The sequence below is a fragment of the Nonomuraea sp. NPDC049695 genome, assembly GCF_040674955.1.
GTDB classification, from domain to species: domain Bacteria; phylum Actinomycetota; class Actinomycetes; order Streptosporangiales; family Streptosporangiaceae; genus Nonomuraea; species Nonomuraea helvata.
Window position 1 is genome coordinate 31,681 of the sequence record NZ_JBFANV010000083.1, and the last position, 14,339, is coordinate 46,019.

Annotated in this window: 17 protein-coding genes; 12 read left to right on the plus strand and 5 right to left on the minus strand. The window is 70.1% G+C overall.

Going from position 1 to position 14,339, the window contains the following annotated elements:
* The first annotated feature begins 72 nt into the window (after positions 1-72).
* Entirely contained in the window at positions 73-681 is a 609-nt protein-coding gene (locus AB0J64_RS44590) for a PadR family transcriptional regulator (protein WP_364041790.1), read from the plus strand.
* On the opposite strand, the gene AB0J64_RS44595 is transcribed toward AB0J64_RS44590, so the two are convergent.
* Positions 682-1,275, minus strand: coding sequence for a TetR family transcriptional regulator (locus tag AB0J64_RS44595; protein WP_364041792.1), 594 nt, complete (start codon positions 1,273-1,275; stop codon positions 682-684).
* Positions 1,276-1,346: 71 nt separating this feature from the next.
* Here AB0J64_RS44595 and AB0J64_RS44600 point away from each other — a divergent pair, with 71 nt between their 5' ends.
* The 3 genes from AB0J64_RS44600 to AB0J64_RS44610 all read left to right on the plus strand — a co-directional run bounded on the left by AB0J64_RS44600 (position 1,347) and on the right by AB0J64_RS44610 (position 4,409).
* Positions 1,347-2,729 carry an amidohydrolase family protein gene (locus AB0J64_RS44600; RefSeq protein ID WP_364041794.1) on the plus strand — a complete coding sequence of 461 codons (1,383 nt, stop codon included), beginning with the start codon at positions 1,347-1,349 and terminating at the stop codon, positions 2,727-2,729.
* Positions 2,729-3,103 carry an FAD-dependent monooxygenase gene (locus AB0J64_RS44605; RefSeq protein ID WP_364041796.1) on the plus strand — a complete coding sequence of 125 codons (375 nt, stop codon included), beginning with the start codon at positions 2,729-2,731 and terminating at the stop codon, positions 3,101-3,103. The genes AB0J64_RS44600 and AB0J64_RS44605 overlap by 1 nt, the downstream gene beginning before the upstream one ends.
* Positions 3,104-3,203: 100 nt before the next feature.
* The gene (locus AB0J64_RS44610) at positions 3,204-4,409 is read left to right on the plus strand and encodes an FAD-dependent monooxygenase (protein WP_364041798.1); all 1,206 of its coding nucleotides are present in this window, start codon (positions 3,204-3,206) and stop codon (positions 4,407-4,409) included.
* A gap of 5 nt (positions 4,410-4,414) precedes the next feature.
* Here AB0J64_RS44610 and AB0J64_RS44615 read toward each other — a convergent pair whose 3' ends face one another.
* Positions 4,415-5,596: a cytochrome P450 gene (locus tag AB0J64_RS44615; protein WP_364041800.1), complete on the minus strand. Its 1,182-nt coding sequence runs from the start codon at positions 5,594-5,596 to the stop codon at positions 4,415-4,417.
* Between the two features lie 168 nt (positions 5,597-5,764).
* On the opposite strand from AB0J64_RS44615, the gene AB0J64_RS44620 reads away from it, so the two are divergent.
* Entirely contained in the window at positions 5,765-6,796 is a 1,032-nt protein-coding gene (locus tag AB0J64_RS44620; protein WP_364041802.1) for a hypothetical protein, read from the plus strand.
* 82 nt (positions 6,797-6,878) lie between these two features.
* Here AB0J64_RS44620 and AB0J64_RS44625 read toward each other — a convergent pair whose 3' ends face one another.
* The 3 genes from AB0J64_RS44625 to AB0J64_RS44635 all read right to left on the minus strand — a co-directional run bounded on the left by AB0J64_RS44625 (position 6,879) and on the right by AB0J64_RS44635 (position 7,904).
* Positions 6,879-7,154 (minus strand): hypothetical protein, encoded by a 276-nt coding sequence (locus AB0J64_RS44625; RefSeq protein WP_364041804.1) that lies wholly within the window; start codon positions 7,152-7,154, stop codon positions 6,879-6,881.
* A complete protein-coding gene (locus AB0J64_RS44630; protein WP_364041806.1) occupies positions 7,154-7,531 on the minus strand; it encodes a hypothetical protein in 378 nt (125 codons plus the stop codon). The genes AB0J64_RS44625 and AB0J64_RS44630 overlap by 1 nt, the downstream gene beginning before the upstream one ends.
* 178 nt (positions 7,532-7,709) lie before the next feature.
* On the minus strand, positions 7,710-7,904 hold the full coding sequence (locus tag AB0J64_RS44635) for a hypothetical protein (protein ID WP_364041808.1): 195 nt from the start codon (positions 7,902-7,904) through the stop codon (positions 7,710-7,712).
* Positions 7,905-8,233: 329 nt separating this feature from the next.
* Here AB0J64_RS44635 and AB0J64_RS44640 point away from each other — a divergent pair, with 329 nt between their 5' ends.
* From AB0J64_RS44640 to AB0J64_RS44670, 7 genes are all read left to right on the plus strand, one after another.
* Positions 8,234-9,811, plus strand: coding sequence for an alpha/beta hydrolase (locus AB0J64_RS44640; protein WP_364041810.1), 1,578 nt, complete (start codon positions 8,234-8,236; stop codon positions 9,809-9,811).
* A gap of 106 nt (positions 9,812-9,917) precedes the next feature.
* The gene (locus AB0J64_RS44645) at positions 9,918-11,069 is read left to right on the plus strand and encodes a pyridoxal phosphate-dependent aminotransferase (RefSeq protein WP_364041811.1); all 1,152 of its coding nucleotides are present in this window, start codon (positions 9,918-9,920) and stop codon (positions 11,067-11,069) included.
* Between the two features lie 70 nt (positions 11,070-11,139).
* On the plus strand, positions 11,140-11,991 hold the full coding sequence (locus AB0J64_RS44650; RefSeq protein WP_364041812.1) for an SAM-dependent methyltransferase: 852 nt from the start codon (positions 11,140-11,142) through the stop codon (positions 11,989-11,991).
* A gap of 62 nt (positions 11,992-12,053) precedes the next feature.
* On the plus strand, positions 12,054-13,094 hold the full coding sequence (locus tag AB0J64_RS44655) for a hypothetical protein (protein ID WP_364041813.1): 1,041 nt from the start codon (positions 12,054-12,056) through the stop codon (positions 13,092-13,094).
* 218 nt (positions 13,095-13,312) lie between these two features.
* Complete coding sequence (locus AB0J64_RS44660) at positions 13,313-13,651, plus strand: hypothetical protein (RefSeq protein ID WP_364041814.1); 339 nt, start codon at positions 13,313-13,315, stop codon at positions 13,649-13,651.
* A 6-nt stretch (positions 13,652-13,657) separates the two neighbouring features.
* Positions 13,658-13,960: a hypothetical protein gene (locus tag AB0J64_RS44665; protein ID WP_364041816.1), complete on the plus strand. Its 303-nt coding sequence runs from the start codon at positions 13,658-13,660 to the stop codon at positions 13,958-13,960.
* Positions 13,950-14,258: a hypothetical protein gene (locus AB0J64_RS44670; RefSeq protein WP_364041818.1), complete on the plus strand. Its 309-nt coding sequence runs from the start codon at positions 13,950-13,952 to the stop codon at positions 14,256-14,258. The genes AB0J64_RS44665 and AB0J64_RS44670 overlap by 11 nt, the downstream gene beginning before the upstream one ends.
* The last annotated feature ends 81 nt before the right edge of the window (positions 14,259-14,339 follow it).

Genomic DNA, 14,339 nt, shown 5'->3' on the forward strand with positions numbered 1-14,339 from the left:
AGGCGCCAGGACGAGAGGTACGTTCATTGATACTGTTCTTCATACCTGTCACGCTACCGATAGTAGATGTCCATGTCGCTTCGTCACGCCCTGCTCGCCATGCTGACCGCCGAGCCCATGACCGGCTACGAGCTGGTCAAGTACTTCGACGGCAGCGTGGCCTACGTCTGGAGTGCGCCGCACAGCCAGATCTACCCGGAGCTGCGCAGGATGGAGCGGGACGGCCTCGTGGACGTCGAGACCGTCCCCCGGGGGGAGCACGCGAAGAAGCGCGTCTACTCCATCAACGAGGCCGGCCTGGAGGAGTTTCAGCGGTGGATCCGCGAGCTCACCCCCTACCAGCCTGAGCGGGATGTGTACCGGCTCAAGGCCGCCCATTTCGAGCAGTCCACGTACGAGGCGGCCCGCCGCCAGATGCAGGAGCATCTCAACTACTACACCCGCGCCCTGCAGATCTGGAAGCAGGTGCTGGACGATGTGGACAACCGGCGGGTCTCGCTGCTGCGCGAGCGTCTGGCGCAGCGGCCGGAGGAGGAGCACGAGGCCATCGTCGCCTTCCGCAAGCTGACCTTCAGGGGCCAGATCGCCAAGGCGCGCATGGAGATCCAGTGGGCCAAGGACGGGCTGGCCCTGCTGGACGAGCTGGAGAGCAAGGGTGTGCCGCTCCGGGGCGAGCCGTAGTCAGGTGTCCAGATAGCGTTGCACGCTGTCGCCCAGCCAGGCGACGAGGGCCTCGAAGTCCATGGAGGCCAGCGGCTCCAGCCGCAGCAGGTAGCGGCCGACGATGACGCCGAGTCCCTGCGCGTGCACCAGGCCGGCCTTCGTCTCGATGTCGGGATCGTCGGGGAACACCGCCTTCAGTACGGGCAGGACCTGGTGGGTGAGCAGCCCCTGCACGGCTTTCGCCGAATCCTCGTGCGTCATGGCGGAGCGGTGCAGCGCGGCCATCGCCTCGTCGTCGCCGCGCTCCCACGGTTCGAGCGCGGCCCGGACGAACCGGCGCCCCATCTCCTGGGCGGGTACGTGGGCCAGGTCCAGTGACAGGAAGCCGGCCTTGGTGGTCTGCGCGAACAGGTCGGCCTTGCTGCCGAAGTAGCGCACCACCATCGCCGCGCTGACCCCGGCGTCGGCGGCGATCGCCCGAATGGTGGCCCGGTCGTAGCCGTCCTTGGCGAACCTGGCCCGTGCGGCCTCCAGGATCGCCCGCCGCGTCGGCGCCGAACGCTCGCTGAAGCGCATGACCGGCGCCCACTCCTCCGCGCTCTTTTCCTCCATGTCGGTTGACAATATCAGCACCCGTATGCATACGATTGTGTGCAAACACTTGTTTACAGTACGGAGTGATCGTGAAAATCCTCCTGCGCCGGCTCTCGTACGTCGCCACGTTCGACACCGAGAACAGAGAGCTGACCGATGCCGACCTCCTCATCGACGGGCCGCGCATCGCCGCCATCGGCCACGACCTGCCCGCCGACGGCGTCGACCGGGTCATCGACGGCACCGGCCTGCTCGCCCTGCCCGGGCTCATCAACGCCCATCAGCACCTGTTCCAGGCCTCGATGCGCACCCTGCCGCCGCTGGAGCGCTCCGGCATGCCGGACTTCCTCCGCCTGCAGGACGAGCTGGTGCTGCGGCGCTGGCAGGAGGGCCGGTTCGGCGCCGCCGACATCAGGGCCACCGCCCGCGCCGTCCTGGCCGAATCCGTGCTCGGTGGCGTCACCACCGTCGCCGACCAGCACACCGTCTTCCCAGGCGACGAGCCGGAGCCGTACGTCGAGGCCGTCATCGAGGCCGCCGCCGAGGTCGGCGTGCGCCTGCACGCGGGCCGCGGCAGCGTGACCTTCTCCCACGCCCGCGGCGGCATGGTCGGCGACATCTTCGCCGAACCGGTCGAGGCCGTCATCCGGCACGCCGAGAAACTGATCGCGGCCCACCACGACCCCGAGCCGTACGCGATGACCCGCATCGTGCTCGCCCCCACCGGCGTGGTCTCCGACGTGCCGGAGATGTTCCGCGCCTTCGCCGACCTGGCCGCCGCCCATCCGGGCGTACGACTGCACACCCACCTGCACCACCACGAGGACACCCGGTTCGCCCAGGCCAGGTTCGGCACCTCGCCGTGGCGGATCCTCACCGAGCACGGCTTCGCCGGCGACCGGCTGTGGGTGGCCCACGGGGTCACGCCGCCGCCGGAGGAGATCGCCGAGTACGCGGCGGCAGGCATCGGCATCGCCCACATCCCGGCCGCCGACCTCAAGCTCGGCTGGGGCCTGGCCCCCGTACGCCGCTACCTCGACGCCGGAATCACGCTCGGCTTCGGCACCACCGGCTCCCTCACCAACGACGGCGCCAACCTCCTGGGAGACCTGCGGATCGCCGCGTTCGCGCACCGGGCCCACCGCACCGACCCGGGGGAGTGGCCCACCGTCAGGGAGCTGCTGGCGATGGCCACCCGCGGCTCCGCCGCCTGCCTCGGCCGGCCCGACCTCGGCTCGCTGGCCGTGGGGCAGGCGGCCGACATCGCGTGCTGGGACCTGAACACCGTCGACCGGGCCGGCATGCACGACCCTCTCGCCGGCCTGCTGTTCACCGGGCTCAGCGACATCGCCTCCCTGGTGCTGGTCAACGGCGTGCCCGTCGTCGAGGGTGGCAAGCTCACCCGCATCGACACCGCCGCCGCCGCGCGCGACGTACGCGAACTCGCCGCCGCCGATGGACCGAGCGCGTGATGACCGATCACGAGACCTTCGCCTGCGTCGTCGGCGCGGGACCGGCCGGGCTGGTCACGGCACTCGGGCCGGCCCGCGCGGGCGTGCCGTTCGTCCTGCTCGACGAGAACCACGGACCGGTCGCCGACTCACGCGCCGTGACCGTGCGCGCCCGGCTGGCCGAGCGGGGCCACAGCGTCCTGTCCGGCCACCGTGTGAGCGGCGTGGACGGTTACACGATCAACGGCAAGGACGCGGAAGGCCGGCCGTTCACCATGCGCGCCCGGCACGTCGTCGGCGCGGACAGCCTGCACAGCACTGTGCGGGAGGCGTCCGCACGGCGGCGTTCGCACTGGCCGGACGGGTGCCGCCGATCGGGCGGCGGGCGGCCCTGATGGCGTCCTGCGTCACTCGTACCCCCGCCAGGACGGGTGCGCCCCGGCTGCCGTCACCGTGTTGGAGCGGTGCGGCCATCACTGACAAGGAGAGGACACAATGACCGATCACGAAACCTTCGCCTGCGTCGTCGGCGCGGGACCGGCCGGGCTGGTCACGGCACTCGGGCTGGCCCGCGCGGGTGTGCCGTTCGTCCTGCTCGACGAGGGCCACGGCCCCGTCAAGGAGTCGCGCGGCCTGGTCGTGCAAGCGGGCGCCCTGGAGGTGCTTGACGAGCTCGGCGTCGCCACGGAGCTGCTGGAAAGGGGCACGCGGGTCGGCGCCTTCCGCGTCGAGGTGCGCGGGCGCACGCTCATGCACATCCCCCTCGGCACCGTGCCTACGACCTTTCCATACTTTCTCACCGTTCCGCAGGCCGTCACGGAGTCCGTCCTGCGCGACCGCCTCGCCGCACAGGGGCACACCATCCTGTCCGGCCACCGCGTGACCGGCGTGCGCCAGGACCGGAACGGTTGCGAGGTCACCGGCAAGGACGCGCAGGGCCGGCCGTTCACCGTGCGCGCCCGATGCGTCGCCGGGGCGGACGGCCTGCACAGCACCGTACGCGAGGAGCTCGGCATCGGCTTCCCGCAGCACACCTACGACACCGCGTTCCTGTCCGCCGACGTGGACCTGACCGGCGGGCCCACCCGTGCCCTGGCCCACACCATGCCCAGCCGTCACGGGCTGCTCTTCATGGCCCCGATGCCGGGCGGCGGGTGGCGGGTGATCATCTCCGTACGCTCTCCCGGTGGCCGACGCCCCGAACCGCCCGCACTCGCCGACGTGCAGGCACACCTGCGCCGCCGCGGCCTGCCGCACGCCACGGTCACCACCGTGCATAAGAGCGCCGGCGTCCTCCTGTACCACGGTTTCGCCGATGATTTCGGCCGCGGCCTGGCTGGCCTGGCAGGCGACGCCGCGCACGTGCACAGCCCGGCGGGCGGGATGGGCATGAACACCGGCATCCAGGACGCCTACGACCTGGCCGCCACGCTCGCCGCTGTCCACGGCGGCGCGGACGCGTACACCATGCTGGCCGGCTACCGGCGCCGCCGGATGGCCGCCGCCCGGCAGGTCGTCCGCTTCACCGATCGTCTGATGCGGCTGGCCACCTTCGACACGCCGGTCACGCACCTGGTCCGCACGGCGGGGTTCGCGCTGGCCGGGCTGGTCCCGGCGCTCGGGCGGCGGGCGGCGCTGATGATGTCGTGCGTCACCCGCACGCCTGCCAGGACGGGAGCGCCCCGGCTGCCGTCACCGTGACACTCTCACCACGTCACGGGTAGGCTGTGGAGCCCGTACACGTTCGCGTCGTGCTTGAACGGCAGCTCCTCGAAGGGCACGGCCAGCCTCAGCCCGGGCAGCCGGCGGAACAGCGTCGTGTAGACGATCTCCAGCTCCAGCCTCGCCAGGTTCTGTCCCAGGCACTGGTGGAGGCCGTAGCCGAAGGCCAGGTGACCCCGTGCCGAGCGGTGGATGTCCAGCGTGTCCGGGTCCTCGAAGACGCGGGGATCGCGGTTGGCCGAGGCCCCGGACGCGATGAACCCTTCGCCCGCGCGGATGAGCACGCCGTCCACCTCGATGTCCTGGGTCGCCACCCGGGAGGTCGCCGACTCTACGATGGTGAAGTAGCGCAGCAGCTCCTCCACCGCGCCCGGCATCAACGACGGATCCTCCCGCAGCTCGGCGAGCTGGTCCGGGTTCTCGAGCAGCGCGACCGTGCCGAGCGAGATCATGTTGGCGGTGGTCTCGTGCCCGGCGATGAGCAGGGTGAGCGCCATGGCGGACATCACCTGGTGGTCGAACAGGCCGGCCTCCTGATATTTCACCACCAGGCGGCTCAGCAGGTCCTCTCCCGGATTGCCCACTTTGTGCGTGACGAGTTCGTGCAGGAACTTCCGCACCTCGCCCATGGCCGCCGTACGCCGCTCGGCCGTGGTGCCCTTGCTGAGAATCTCGGCGGTCCGGGCGTGAAAGAAGCCCCGCTCGGAGTACGGGACGCCGAGCAGCTCACAGATCACGAGCGAGGGGACCGGCAGTGACAGCGCCTCCACCAGGTCGGCGGGGCGCGGGCCGGCCAGGAGCTCGTCGATCTGCCCGTCCACGATCTCCTGGATGCGCGGCCGCAGGCCCTGCACCCGCCGGACCGTGAACTCGGGGGTGACCATGCGCCGGTGCCTGTTGTGCTCCGGCGGGTCCATGGTCAGGATCGACCCCTTGAGGTTCTCCCCGAACCCGGGCATGACCAGCGGAAATCCTGGATGCGTGCGATCGGAACTGACATGCGGGTTCGCCAGCGTCTCCCGTACGTTCGCGTGCCCTGTGACCAGCCATGCCGATCTGCCTCCGGGAATCGAGACCGCGCTGACCGGAGTGTGCTCCCGTAGTTCGGCATATCGCGGCGGCGGGTCGAACGGACAAGCTCGCGGCATCGGGAATTCTTCGCTCATGAATGCCACCTTTCGCACAGCCGTAAACGGCGAAGGAAACAAGGGTATTTCGGGGTTCGGAGAGGGCGATATCGGTCATTCGACTGTTATTCTCTGGCGCGCCGTGGCGAAGGGCCGCGTCGGCATAGGAGTAAGCCGCTCCGCGTACGGACCGGTCATGTGACGGATTTGTCGCGGCGCGCTTCTATAGCGTCTGCCGTGACAAGTTTCTCCTGCGAAAGCGAAGGTGTGACAGTGATAAGAGCCGGAGTCGTATGGTGGGCGGGTTTTCTGGCGCTGGCGACATTCGCCGGCGGTCCCGTGTCCGCCTCGAACGGCCGATCGACCTTCTTGTATCAGGTTCCCGGCGATCTGGTGTTTCCCGAAAGCGTGGCCGTGGACGCCACGCGTGAGGTCTTCTACGTCAGCAGCGCGTACGACGGAACCATTTACCGCGGGCGGAAAGGCCGGCGCGAGCTGGAGACCTTTCTGCCGGCCGGTGCCGACGGCCGGACCACGGCCCAGGGACTCCGGCTCGAGCCCAGCGGTCACCTGTACGTGGCCGGGGGAGTCACCGGGCAGATGTGGGTGTACGACACCCTCACCCGCTCCCTGGTGCGCCGTTTCGACACCGGCATCACCGACGGCGTCTTCATCAATGACGTGGCGCTGGACCGGGAGGGGAACGCCTACTTCACCGACTCCTTCACGCCGGTGCTCTGGAGGATTCCGGCCGCCGAGGTCAAGTCTTCCGCCGTGGCGGGCGGTGCCGAGCGTTTCATCGACCTGTCCCACACTGTCGTGCGGTATCAGGACGGCTACAACTTCAACGGGATCGCGCTGGAGCGCGACGGCCGCTCGCTGCTCACCGTCCAGACCAACACGGGCAAACTGTTCAGGGTCGGCCTCGCCGATCGTCAGGTGAGCGAGCTTGCGGTCGGGCACGGGCCGCTCTTCGGTGGAGACGGGATAACGTTCCTCGGCGATCGGCTGCTCGTCACCCGTCACAGCCCTGACCAGCTCGACCTGCTGGACGTGACGGGGAACAGCGCGATCGTCGTCCGCTCGTACACCGATCCGACCTTCCATCATGTCGCCAGTTCCGCGGCGTTCGGGGACCGGCTTCTCGTGGTCAACGCCCAGTTCGACCGTTACTACTCCGCGAATCCGGATCTGCCGTTCACCGTCAGTGCTGTTCCGCTGGAAAACGTCGACCGGTGACTCCGGCCGTGCGCTGTCCCAGGCGATCGGTAGGAGGTGGGGTCCGATCCCCTGGGACAGCCGGGCGCCAGCGGCGAGTGGTTTATTCGGCCGGGAGCAGGATGGTCATCTGGCTGCTGCCCTCGATGACGCCGCCCCGGCGATGAGCTTCGCGCAATGCCTCGGACCCGGCATGCCGGGCTGTTTCATCGGCGTTGGTGCTTTCGAACAGAACGACGATCTCGTTCTGGTTGGCCGCGTTTCTGGCGACCAGGACCAGGCGAAGTCCGGCGGCCTCACGTCGTTCGGTGAAGTCGTCGAAAGCCTTGCGCCAGGTGTCGTAGTCGGCGAACTCCTGCCTGACGAGGACGTACTGCATTATGCGGCCTGCCTTTCGTTGATGCGGTAGGTGGTCAGGATGCACAGACGGTGGAGCTGCCGGCACAAGGCCAGGAAGTCGGCCTTGGCCGTCGTGGGCTGAGGGTAGGCGTCCAGCCTGGCGGTGAAGTCACCGTCGAGCCCGCCCGCCCAGGGATCGCTGCACAGGTCATAGGTTTCCTCCAGGGACCGGCCGGCGCGGAAGGCGGTGTCGACCTCCTCCTGCAGCCGCTCCAGGTAGCCGATCAGCGTGATGATGCCCTGGCGGCCGTCGCCCATGGGCCCGTGGCCGGGGACGATCGTCTCCAGGTCCGGCAGCGCGTCCTGCATGGCACGCAGGCTGGCGAGGTAGGGGACGGGGCCGCCCTGCAGCATCATGTGGGCCGACCCGGACGCGCACAGGTAGCTGCCCGTCCAGGTCCCGGGAACGCGAGGTTCCCGAAGGTGTGATCGCCGTGGTAGGTCGTGTCGGCGAGGTAACGCAGGGGGACGTCGGCGAGTTCGGCGGCGAGGTCGCGGATCCGGCCGCCGATGGCGGGCGTCACGCTGGCGGCGATCACGAGGCAGCCCGGCTGCCGATGACGACGCCGTTGTTGTCCTTCTGCGGGGTGTTCGCCATCAGGGCGTGGACTCCGTCGCCGAGCTCGTGCGGCGTGAGCTCCAGGCCGACAGGGCTGAGGTTCGGGACGAAGTATCCTCCGGGCCGCTCCTGGATCTCCCGATCCAGGAGGTGCCGTGCCAGGTCCGTCATGGGTTCTCCAAAGCTCTATAGGCCTTCGATGAGGCATCGGGCGCCCGGGCCGCAAGGCATCTCCTAGTGTAAACAGGTGATTGCAAACGAGTGTAGGCAGCAGCGGATGATGACGTCAACAGCGGCATTTCGGGGGCCGGGAAGCGTACCTGTATCCCTGACGTGCCGTTATGCGCACGTCAGCCGAACGATGACTGGTCGCCTGACTGATCCACACCGGTCCGAAGTCAGCCGCCGGTCATGTGTCCCTCCGTCACGCGACCGATGTGCTCGCGCTCACGCCGCTCTACCTTCAGGCCGTCAACTCTGATCCGTACGCAAGGGACTCAATGCGTAAGCTCATCTCTCTCAGCGTGGCCGCCTTGGCCGTCGCGGCATCCAGCGGAACGGCGGTGGCGCAGGCGGCGACGCCCGAGAGGTCGTCCGCGCTCGTCTTCGGAGCCTGCCCGGCGGACCTCGCCACCCCGTACCCCCACCTGACCTGCGCCAACGTCAAGGTGCCCATCGACTACGCCAACCCCGGCGCGGGCACGACGACGCTGCTGATCTCCAAGTCGGCGGCGACCGACCCGGCGAAGCGGCGCGGCGTCATGCTCGTGGACCCGGGCGGCCCGGGCGGGGGCGGAGCCGAGTACATCGGCCGGCTGACCCGGGCGGACGCCTCCGGCAGGACCCGGCTGCCCGCCAAGGTGCTGGCCGCGTACGACGTCATCGGCCTGGACCCGCGCGGCGTCGCGCACAGCTCGCCGATCAGCTGCGTCGACCCGTCCACCTGGGCCGGACCGCAGCCGGACCCGGACGCGGGCGCCAACCGGACCAAGCTGTGGAAGTTCTGGGACAACTTCTCCGCCGCCTGCGCCAAGAACGCCGGCCCGCTCCTGGGTCACATGGGCACCCGCGACGTGGCCCAGGACATGGACCAGATCCGGGCTCAGCTCGGCGAATCCAAGATCAGCTACCTGGGGTTCTCCTACGGGACCTACCTCGGCGCCGTCTACGGCACGCTCTTCCCCAGCCGCGTCGACCGCATGATCCTCGACGGCAACGTCGACCCGACCCCCGAGCGCCTGTGGTACAAGGCGACCCTCGCCCAGAACGAGAAGATGGAGAAGCGGCACGACGCCTGGCTGAGCTGGGTCGCCAAGTACGACGACGTCTTCCACCTCGGCACCACGCTCGACCAGACGCGCGCCGCCTGGAAGGCGACCCTGACCGAGTTCCGCACCACCCCGCACGGCCAGGTCGGTGGCAGTGAGCTGCTCTCGCTGGCCTACGGCTCGGCGATGAGCGAGTCGTTGTGGATCCCGCTGGCCCAGGCGCTCAGCGACTACGTCGTCAACCACGACGACAGCATGCTGGTCGCCTTCGCCGCCCCCTCCGCCGACGCGGCCAACGAGAACTACAACGCCAGCTACAACGCCGTCATCTGCCGCGACGCCCCCTTCCCTGCCGAGACCATCGAGTACGAGCGCGACGCCGGCAGGTCGGCCCAGACCTCCCAGTTCGCCTACCTCAACATGTGGACCAGCGGCGCCGCGTGCGCGAGCTGGGCGGTCCCGAGCCAGCAGCGGGTGCTGCCCACCGGTGCGGGCCTGCCGCCGATCCTCATGTTCAACTCGGTCGACGACGCCGCCACCCCGTACGAGGGCGCGCTGAAGATGCACCAGGCGCTGCCCAGCTCGGTGCTCGTCACGGAGCTGGACTCGGGCAAGCACACGGTGTTCTCCGGTCCGTTCATCTCCACCAACCCAGCGGCGCAGCAGATCGGCGCCGACTACCTGGTGGACGGCAAGCTGCCGGCCGGCGACATCAGCATCCCCGGCCACGCCCTGCCGGTGCCGACGGCCGCCCCGGCGAGCGGCACGCCCTCCGCGCTGCCGAGGACCGCGCTGCTCGGCGCCGAGTAGGCGGGAACCACCGACGACCAGTCGTGTGACGGATGCACGCGGCCCCGGCCGCCTCCTACCATCGACGTCCGTCAGGAGCGTCGTGGACTGCCGAGGTGAGGGCTGCGTGCGTCCGAACTCCCGCTTTACCGAGGTACAGCCGATCGGCCTGGACCAGGTGGCCGCCGCGGCCCGCGACGACCCGGACGTGCTCCGGCTGGAGAACCTCGACACCGATATCGCCCCGCCCGCCGTAGCGGCGCGGGCGACCGCCGACGCGGTGCTCGGCGGTCAGGGCAACAGCTGGCTGCCGCTCACCGGCCTTCCCGTGCTTCGCGAGGCGGTGGCGGCCGACCTGTGCACGCGTACCGGCGTCGGCTACGGCCCGGACCGGCAGATCGTCATCACCTCCGGCGGCACGGCGGCGGTCATGCCCGTGCTGCTCGCGGCCACCGAGCCGGGGGACCCGGTGCTGCTGACCGACCCGACCTACGCGGGCCTGCTCCAGCGGGTACGGCTGGCGGGCGCGTACCCGTCGCTGGTCCCCCTGCGGGTCGAAGGCGGCTACTGGCGGCTCGACCGGGAGGCGCTCGCCCAGGTGGACCGGGCCGCGGCGCTGCTGCTGATGAGCCCGTCGATGCCCTCGGGGGTGGTCTTCGACCAGGGCGACTGGGAGGCGATCGCCGAGGTGTGCGCCAGGACCGACGCGTACCTCATCTACGACGCGGCCATGGAGCGCATCGTCTTCGACGGCCATCCCCGGATCAACCCGTGCCGCGTGGACGGCCTGGCCGGGCGGACCATCGTCATCGGGTCGGTGTCCAAGGAGTACCGGATGATCGGCTGGCGGATCGGCTGGATCGCCGGGCCCGCCGGCATCATGGAGCGGGTCCGGCTGGCGGCCGTCTACAACACGACGGTGGCCAGCGGCTTCGCCCAGCTCGGCGCCGCCGCCGCGCTGAGCGACCCGTCGGGGGCGGGCGTGCGCGAGGCGGTCGCGGAATACCAGGCCCGCCACGACATGGTGATCGAGCAACTGGCGGGGCTGCCCGTGGTGCGCGCCGCCGGCGGCTGGTCCTGCCTGCTGGACGCCCAGGCCCTGAACCTGACGGCGCAGGAGCTGTCGGACCGCCTTCTGGCACGGGGCCGCGTCGCCGCCACACCCATGACCGCCTGGGGCGGCGCCGTCGCCACCCGCCACGTCCGCCTGGTGTTCAGCAACGAACCGGTCGCCCGCCTGTCCAGCCTGCGGGCCCGCGTCGAAGCGGCGCTGGGCTGACGAGCGCCGCGCCCGGCGCATGAACAAACCCGGCGCATACAGAAGAATGTCCGATCGCATTGGAGAAGAAATGAGCACACCTTCGCCGTCCCTGGCGGGAGTCGCCGAAACGAGCCTCGGTGTGGCCGCGCTTCGTGCGCTGGAGAGCAGCCGTGAGGATCGGCTCTTCGACGACCCGTACGCCGAGCGCATCAAGCAGGCGGCCGACGGCAACGGTTACTGGGACACCGCGCCCACCGGCTGGCCCGGCTTCGCCGCCCTCCTGACCGAGCAGGTGGCGGCACGCACCCGCTACTTCGACGAGGTGCTGCTGAAGGCCGCGAACGAGGGCTGCGAGCAGGTCGTGCTGCTGGCCTCCGGCATGGACGCGCGCGCGTACCGGCTGGACTGGCCCGATTGGACGCGTGTGTTCGAGATCGACGTCGCCGAGGTGCTGGCGTTCAAGTCCGCCGTCCTGAAGGACGCCGAGCCGACGTGCGAGCTGGTGGAGGTGGCGACCGACCTGCGCCTGGACTGGCCGCGGGCGCTGCGCGAGGCCGGATTCGAGCCCGGCGTCCCGACCGCCTGGCTCATGGAGGGCATCCTGTACGCCCTGACCCCCGAGGCCGCGGACGGCCTGCTCGGCCGCGTGACCAGCGTGTCCGCGCCCGGCAGCGTCGTGACCTTCGACCACCTCCCGGACAATCCGGCGCTGCGGGCGGCCAGGGCGGGGATCTCCGCCGAGCTGGTGAACATGTGGGTCGGCGGCCCCGAGGGCGAACCGGAGCCCTGGCTGGCCAAGCACGGGTGGACGACGCAGGCCCGGGACGTCTGCGAGGTGGCCGCGGAGTACGGGCGCCCCGCGCCGGCCGCGTTCGACCCCGCCAGGGAGGGCACCGGCCCCGGCTGGCTGGGCACCGCCCGGCTCGAGAAAGCCGAATGATCACGGCCTGACGGCGAACAGGACCACGGACGTCGAGACGGCCAACGAGGTGATCGCCCGCCGTGGCGGCTGATACATACGGGTTCGAGCTGCTTGGTGTGCCGCGGCCGCCGCAGACCGGTGGACTGGAGCACCACGCCGGGGTGCTGGAGGCCGTGGCCGCGAGGAAAGGCGCGCTGGGTGGCGAGGGTGCTCGCGCCTATCGGCTCGGAGGTGCGAACACCGGGCCGGCCAGCGATGCGCTGGCCGCGTATGTGATGGGCAAGGACGGCGTGCTGCCGCGTACCGAGGCGCACGCCCATCACGTCTCGGTGGCGGCGAGCATCACGCGGGTGGCGGTGACCACGCTCACATGGGCCGGCGGAGTCCTCGTCGCTCTGGCCGGGCTGGCGGTGGCCTTCGCGGCGACCCCCCAGGGCAGGGTTCTGCTGGCACGCCTGAGGTCCTTCGGCCAGCGGGTGCAGCGGTGGATCCGCTCGGCCATGCACGCCGCCGGCCGCATCCTCACCCGTCTGGCCGAACTGGTACGGGCCCAGGCCAGGAAACGTGCCGGCAAGCAACCTGGGGCCGAGCCGCGAGCTGTGCCGACGCAGGGAGCCCTCCGCGCCAAGGTGGTGCACGCCAGGATGGCGGCACATCAGAGCAGGGCGGGCATGGATCGTGCCGAGGTGACGATACGAGACGCCGCCGAAGAACTCCGGCACGCGAAGTCGGCCGTCCGTGCCAAAGTCGACAACTGGTACGAGAACGGGATGATCAACGCGGAGGAACGTGAGCGCCTCCGGGAAAATGCCCCTGCCGGATGGGTGAATCACCCCGGGGCACAGGGCATGGACGGTGTCGTCGGCAAGTATGCCCTGGAGGAAAAGGCCGAGATGTTGCGAAAGGTCGAAGCACAACTTGAGGGGCACGTCACCAGGCATCTGGACGACGCGGCCCGCCGGGTGGACGAAGGGCTGAAATCGGCCAGGTCTTCGGGGGCGGACGCGACCGACCTGCGGAGTTTGCAGCATGAGGTGGCCGCACTGCGCAGCCGCAGATCGGAGCTCCTGGAGGAAGCGAAAGCCACGCGGTCGGCCATAAGCGGAAGCCGGGACGCCTGATACGGGCAGTGCGCCCTTGAAGGCCAGTCGGTTGACTGATTCAGCCGCCACCCGACCTGGGTAACGTCGTCGCACCGTCGAGTCGGCCACGATGTGCGGCCGAGTCACATCCGGCGGTGAGGTGGACGGCTTGGGCTGTGGCGGGGCTGGGGCGAATCGCGGCGGTGCCGCCGTCACCGGTTTCCGGCGCGGCCCCGAACGGAACTGGGGTGATACGCGTGGCGGCGGCGTCCGGCGACGAAGGGCTCATGGGCCATGGGCAGGCGGCCAAGGGGTTGATACGCGCCGTGGTGGGCGAGGACGGCCTGCTGGCCAGGCTGAGGCTGGACGCACGGGCGATGCGCCTCGGCTCCGAGGATCTCGCCGGCCACGTCCTCTCCGCCGTACGGGCGGCGCAGCAGGACAGGCTGAGCCGGGCCGAACCGTCGCCGGAGGAGAACCCCGGCATGGACGAGTTCATGCGCCGGCTGGACGAGATGGAAGCCCAGACGGCCCAGGACTTCGCCTTCGTGACATCGAGTCTGGACGAGGCGCTTCGCCGTCTCAAAGAAGGGTGACGCAGCGTGAGCGATGGCGAGATCGTGTGGGACGCGGCCGGCCTGCAGAGGTCCGGCCGCGGTTTCCGCATGCTGAGCGACGAGCAGTCCCAGGTGCACGAAGACCTGCGTGCGCAGGGGGGCGGTGCCGCCCCGGTGCCCTATCCGGAGTTCGCCGGCCCGCTCCAGGACTTCCTGACCGCCGTGTTCGACGGCTCGGCGGAACTGGTGGCCGACTACGGCGCGACGGGCGACGGTCAGAATCTGATGGCGAGCCGGAGCACGGACGTCGAGGCGGCCAACGAGGTGATCGCGAGCCATGGCGTCTGATACGTATGGGTACGAGCTGCTCGGCGTGCCGCCGCCGCAGCGAAACGGTTCCTTGGAGCACCACGCGGGGGTGCTGGAGGCGGTGGCCGCCGCGAAGGGTTCGCTGGGTGGCGAGGGCGCTCGCGCTTACCGGCTCGGTGGTGCGAACGCCGGTCCGGGCAGCGATGCGCTTGCGGCGTATGTGACGGGCAAGGATGGCGTGCTGCCGCGTACCGAGGCTAACGCTCATCATGTCTCGGGGGCGGCGGGTGTCATCACACTGGCGGCGGGTGTGTCCAGTCAATGGCGTGCGCCGTGAGGCGCTGTGATTTGAGCGGAGGTGGGAGACCTTCGCCTTCGGCCTGTCGCAGCAGGTCGGTGAAGCTGAGGGCAGCCTGAT

What these genes read in the sequence shown, in the direction of transcription:
- AB0J64_RS44590 (WP_364041790.1), top strand. Translation starts at nt 73, where the DNA reads ATGTCGCTTCGTCACGCCCTGCTCGCCATGCTGACCGCCGAGCCCATG.
- AB0J64_RS44625 (WP_364041804.1), bottom strand. Translation starts at nt 7,154, where the DNA reads ATGCAGTACGTCCTCGTCAGGCAGGAGTTCGCCGACTACGACACCTGG.
- AB0J64_RS44630 (WP_364041806.1), bottom strand. Translation starts at nt 7,531, where the DNA reads ATGATGCTGCAGGGCGGCCCCGTCCCCTACCTCGCCAGCCTGCGTGCC.
- AB0J64_RS44610 (WP_364041798.1), top strand. Translation starts at nt 3,204, where the DNA reads ATGACCGATCACGAAACCTTCGCCTGCGTCGTCGGCGCGGGACCGGCC.
- AB0J64_RS44670 (WP_364041818.1), top strand. Translation starts at nt 13,950, where the DNA reads ATGGCGTCTGATACGTATGGGTACGAGCTGCTCGGCGTGCCGCCGCCG.
- AB0J64_RS44605 (WP_364041796.1), top strand. Translation starts at nt 2,729, where the DNA reads ATGACCGATCACGAGACCTTCGCCTGCGTCGTCGGCGCGGGACCGGCC.
- AB0J64_RS44650 (WP_364041812.1), top strand. Translation starts at nt 11,140, where the DNA reads ATGAGCACACCTTCGCCGTCCCTGGCGGGAGTCGCCGAAACGAGCCTC.
- AB0J64_RS44640 (WP_364041810.1), top strand. Translation starts at nt 8,234, where the DNA reads ATGCGTAAGCTCATCTCTCTCAGCGTGGCCGCCTTGGCCGTCGCGGCA.
- AB0J64_RS44615 (WP_364041800.1), bottom strand. Translation starts at nt 5,596, where the DNA reads ATGAGCGAAGAATTCCCGATGCCGCGAGCTTGTCCGTTCGACCCGCCG.
- AB0J64_RS44635 (WP_364041808.1), bottom strand. Translation starts at nt 7,904, where the DNA reads ATGACGGACCTGGCACGGCACCTCCTGGATCGGGAGATCCAGGAGCGG.
- AB0J64_RS44595 (WP_364041792.1), bottom strand. Translation starts at nt 1,275, where the DNA reads ATGGAGGAAAAGAGCGCGGAGGAGTGGGCGCCGGTCATGCGCTTCAGC.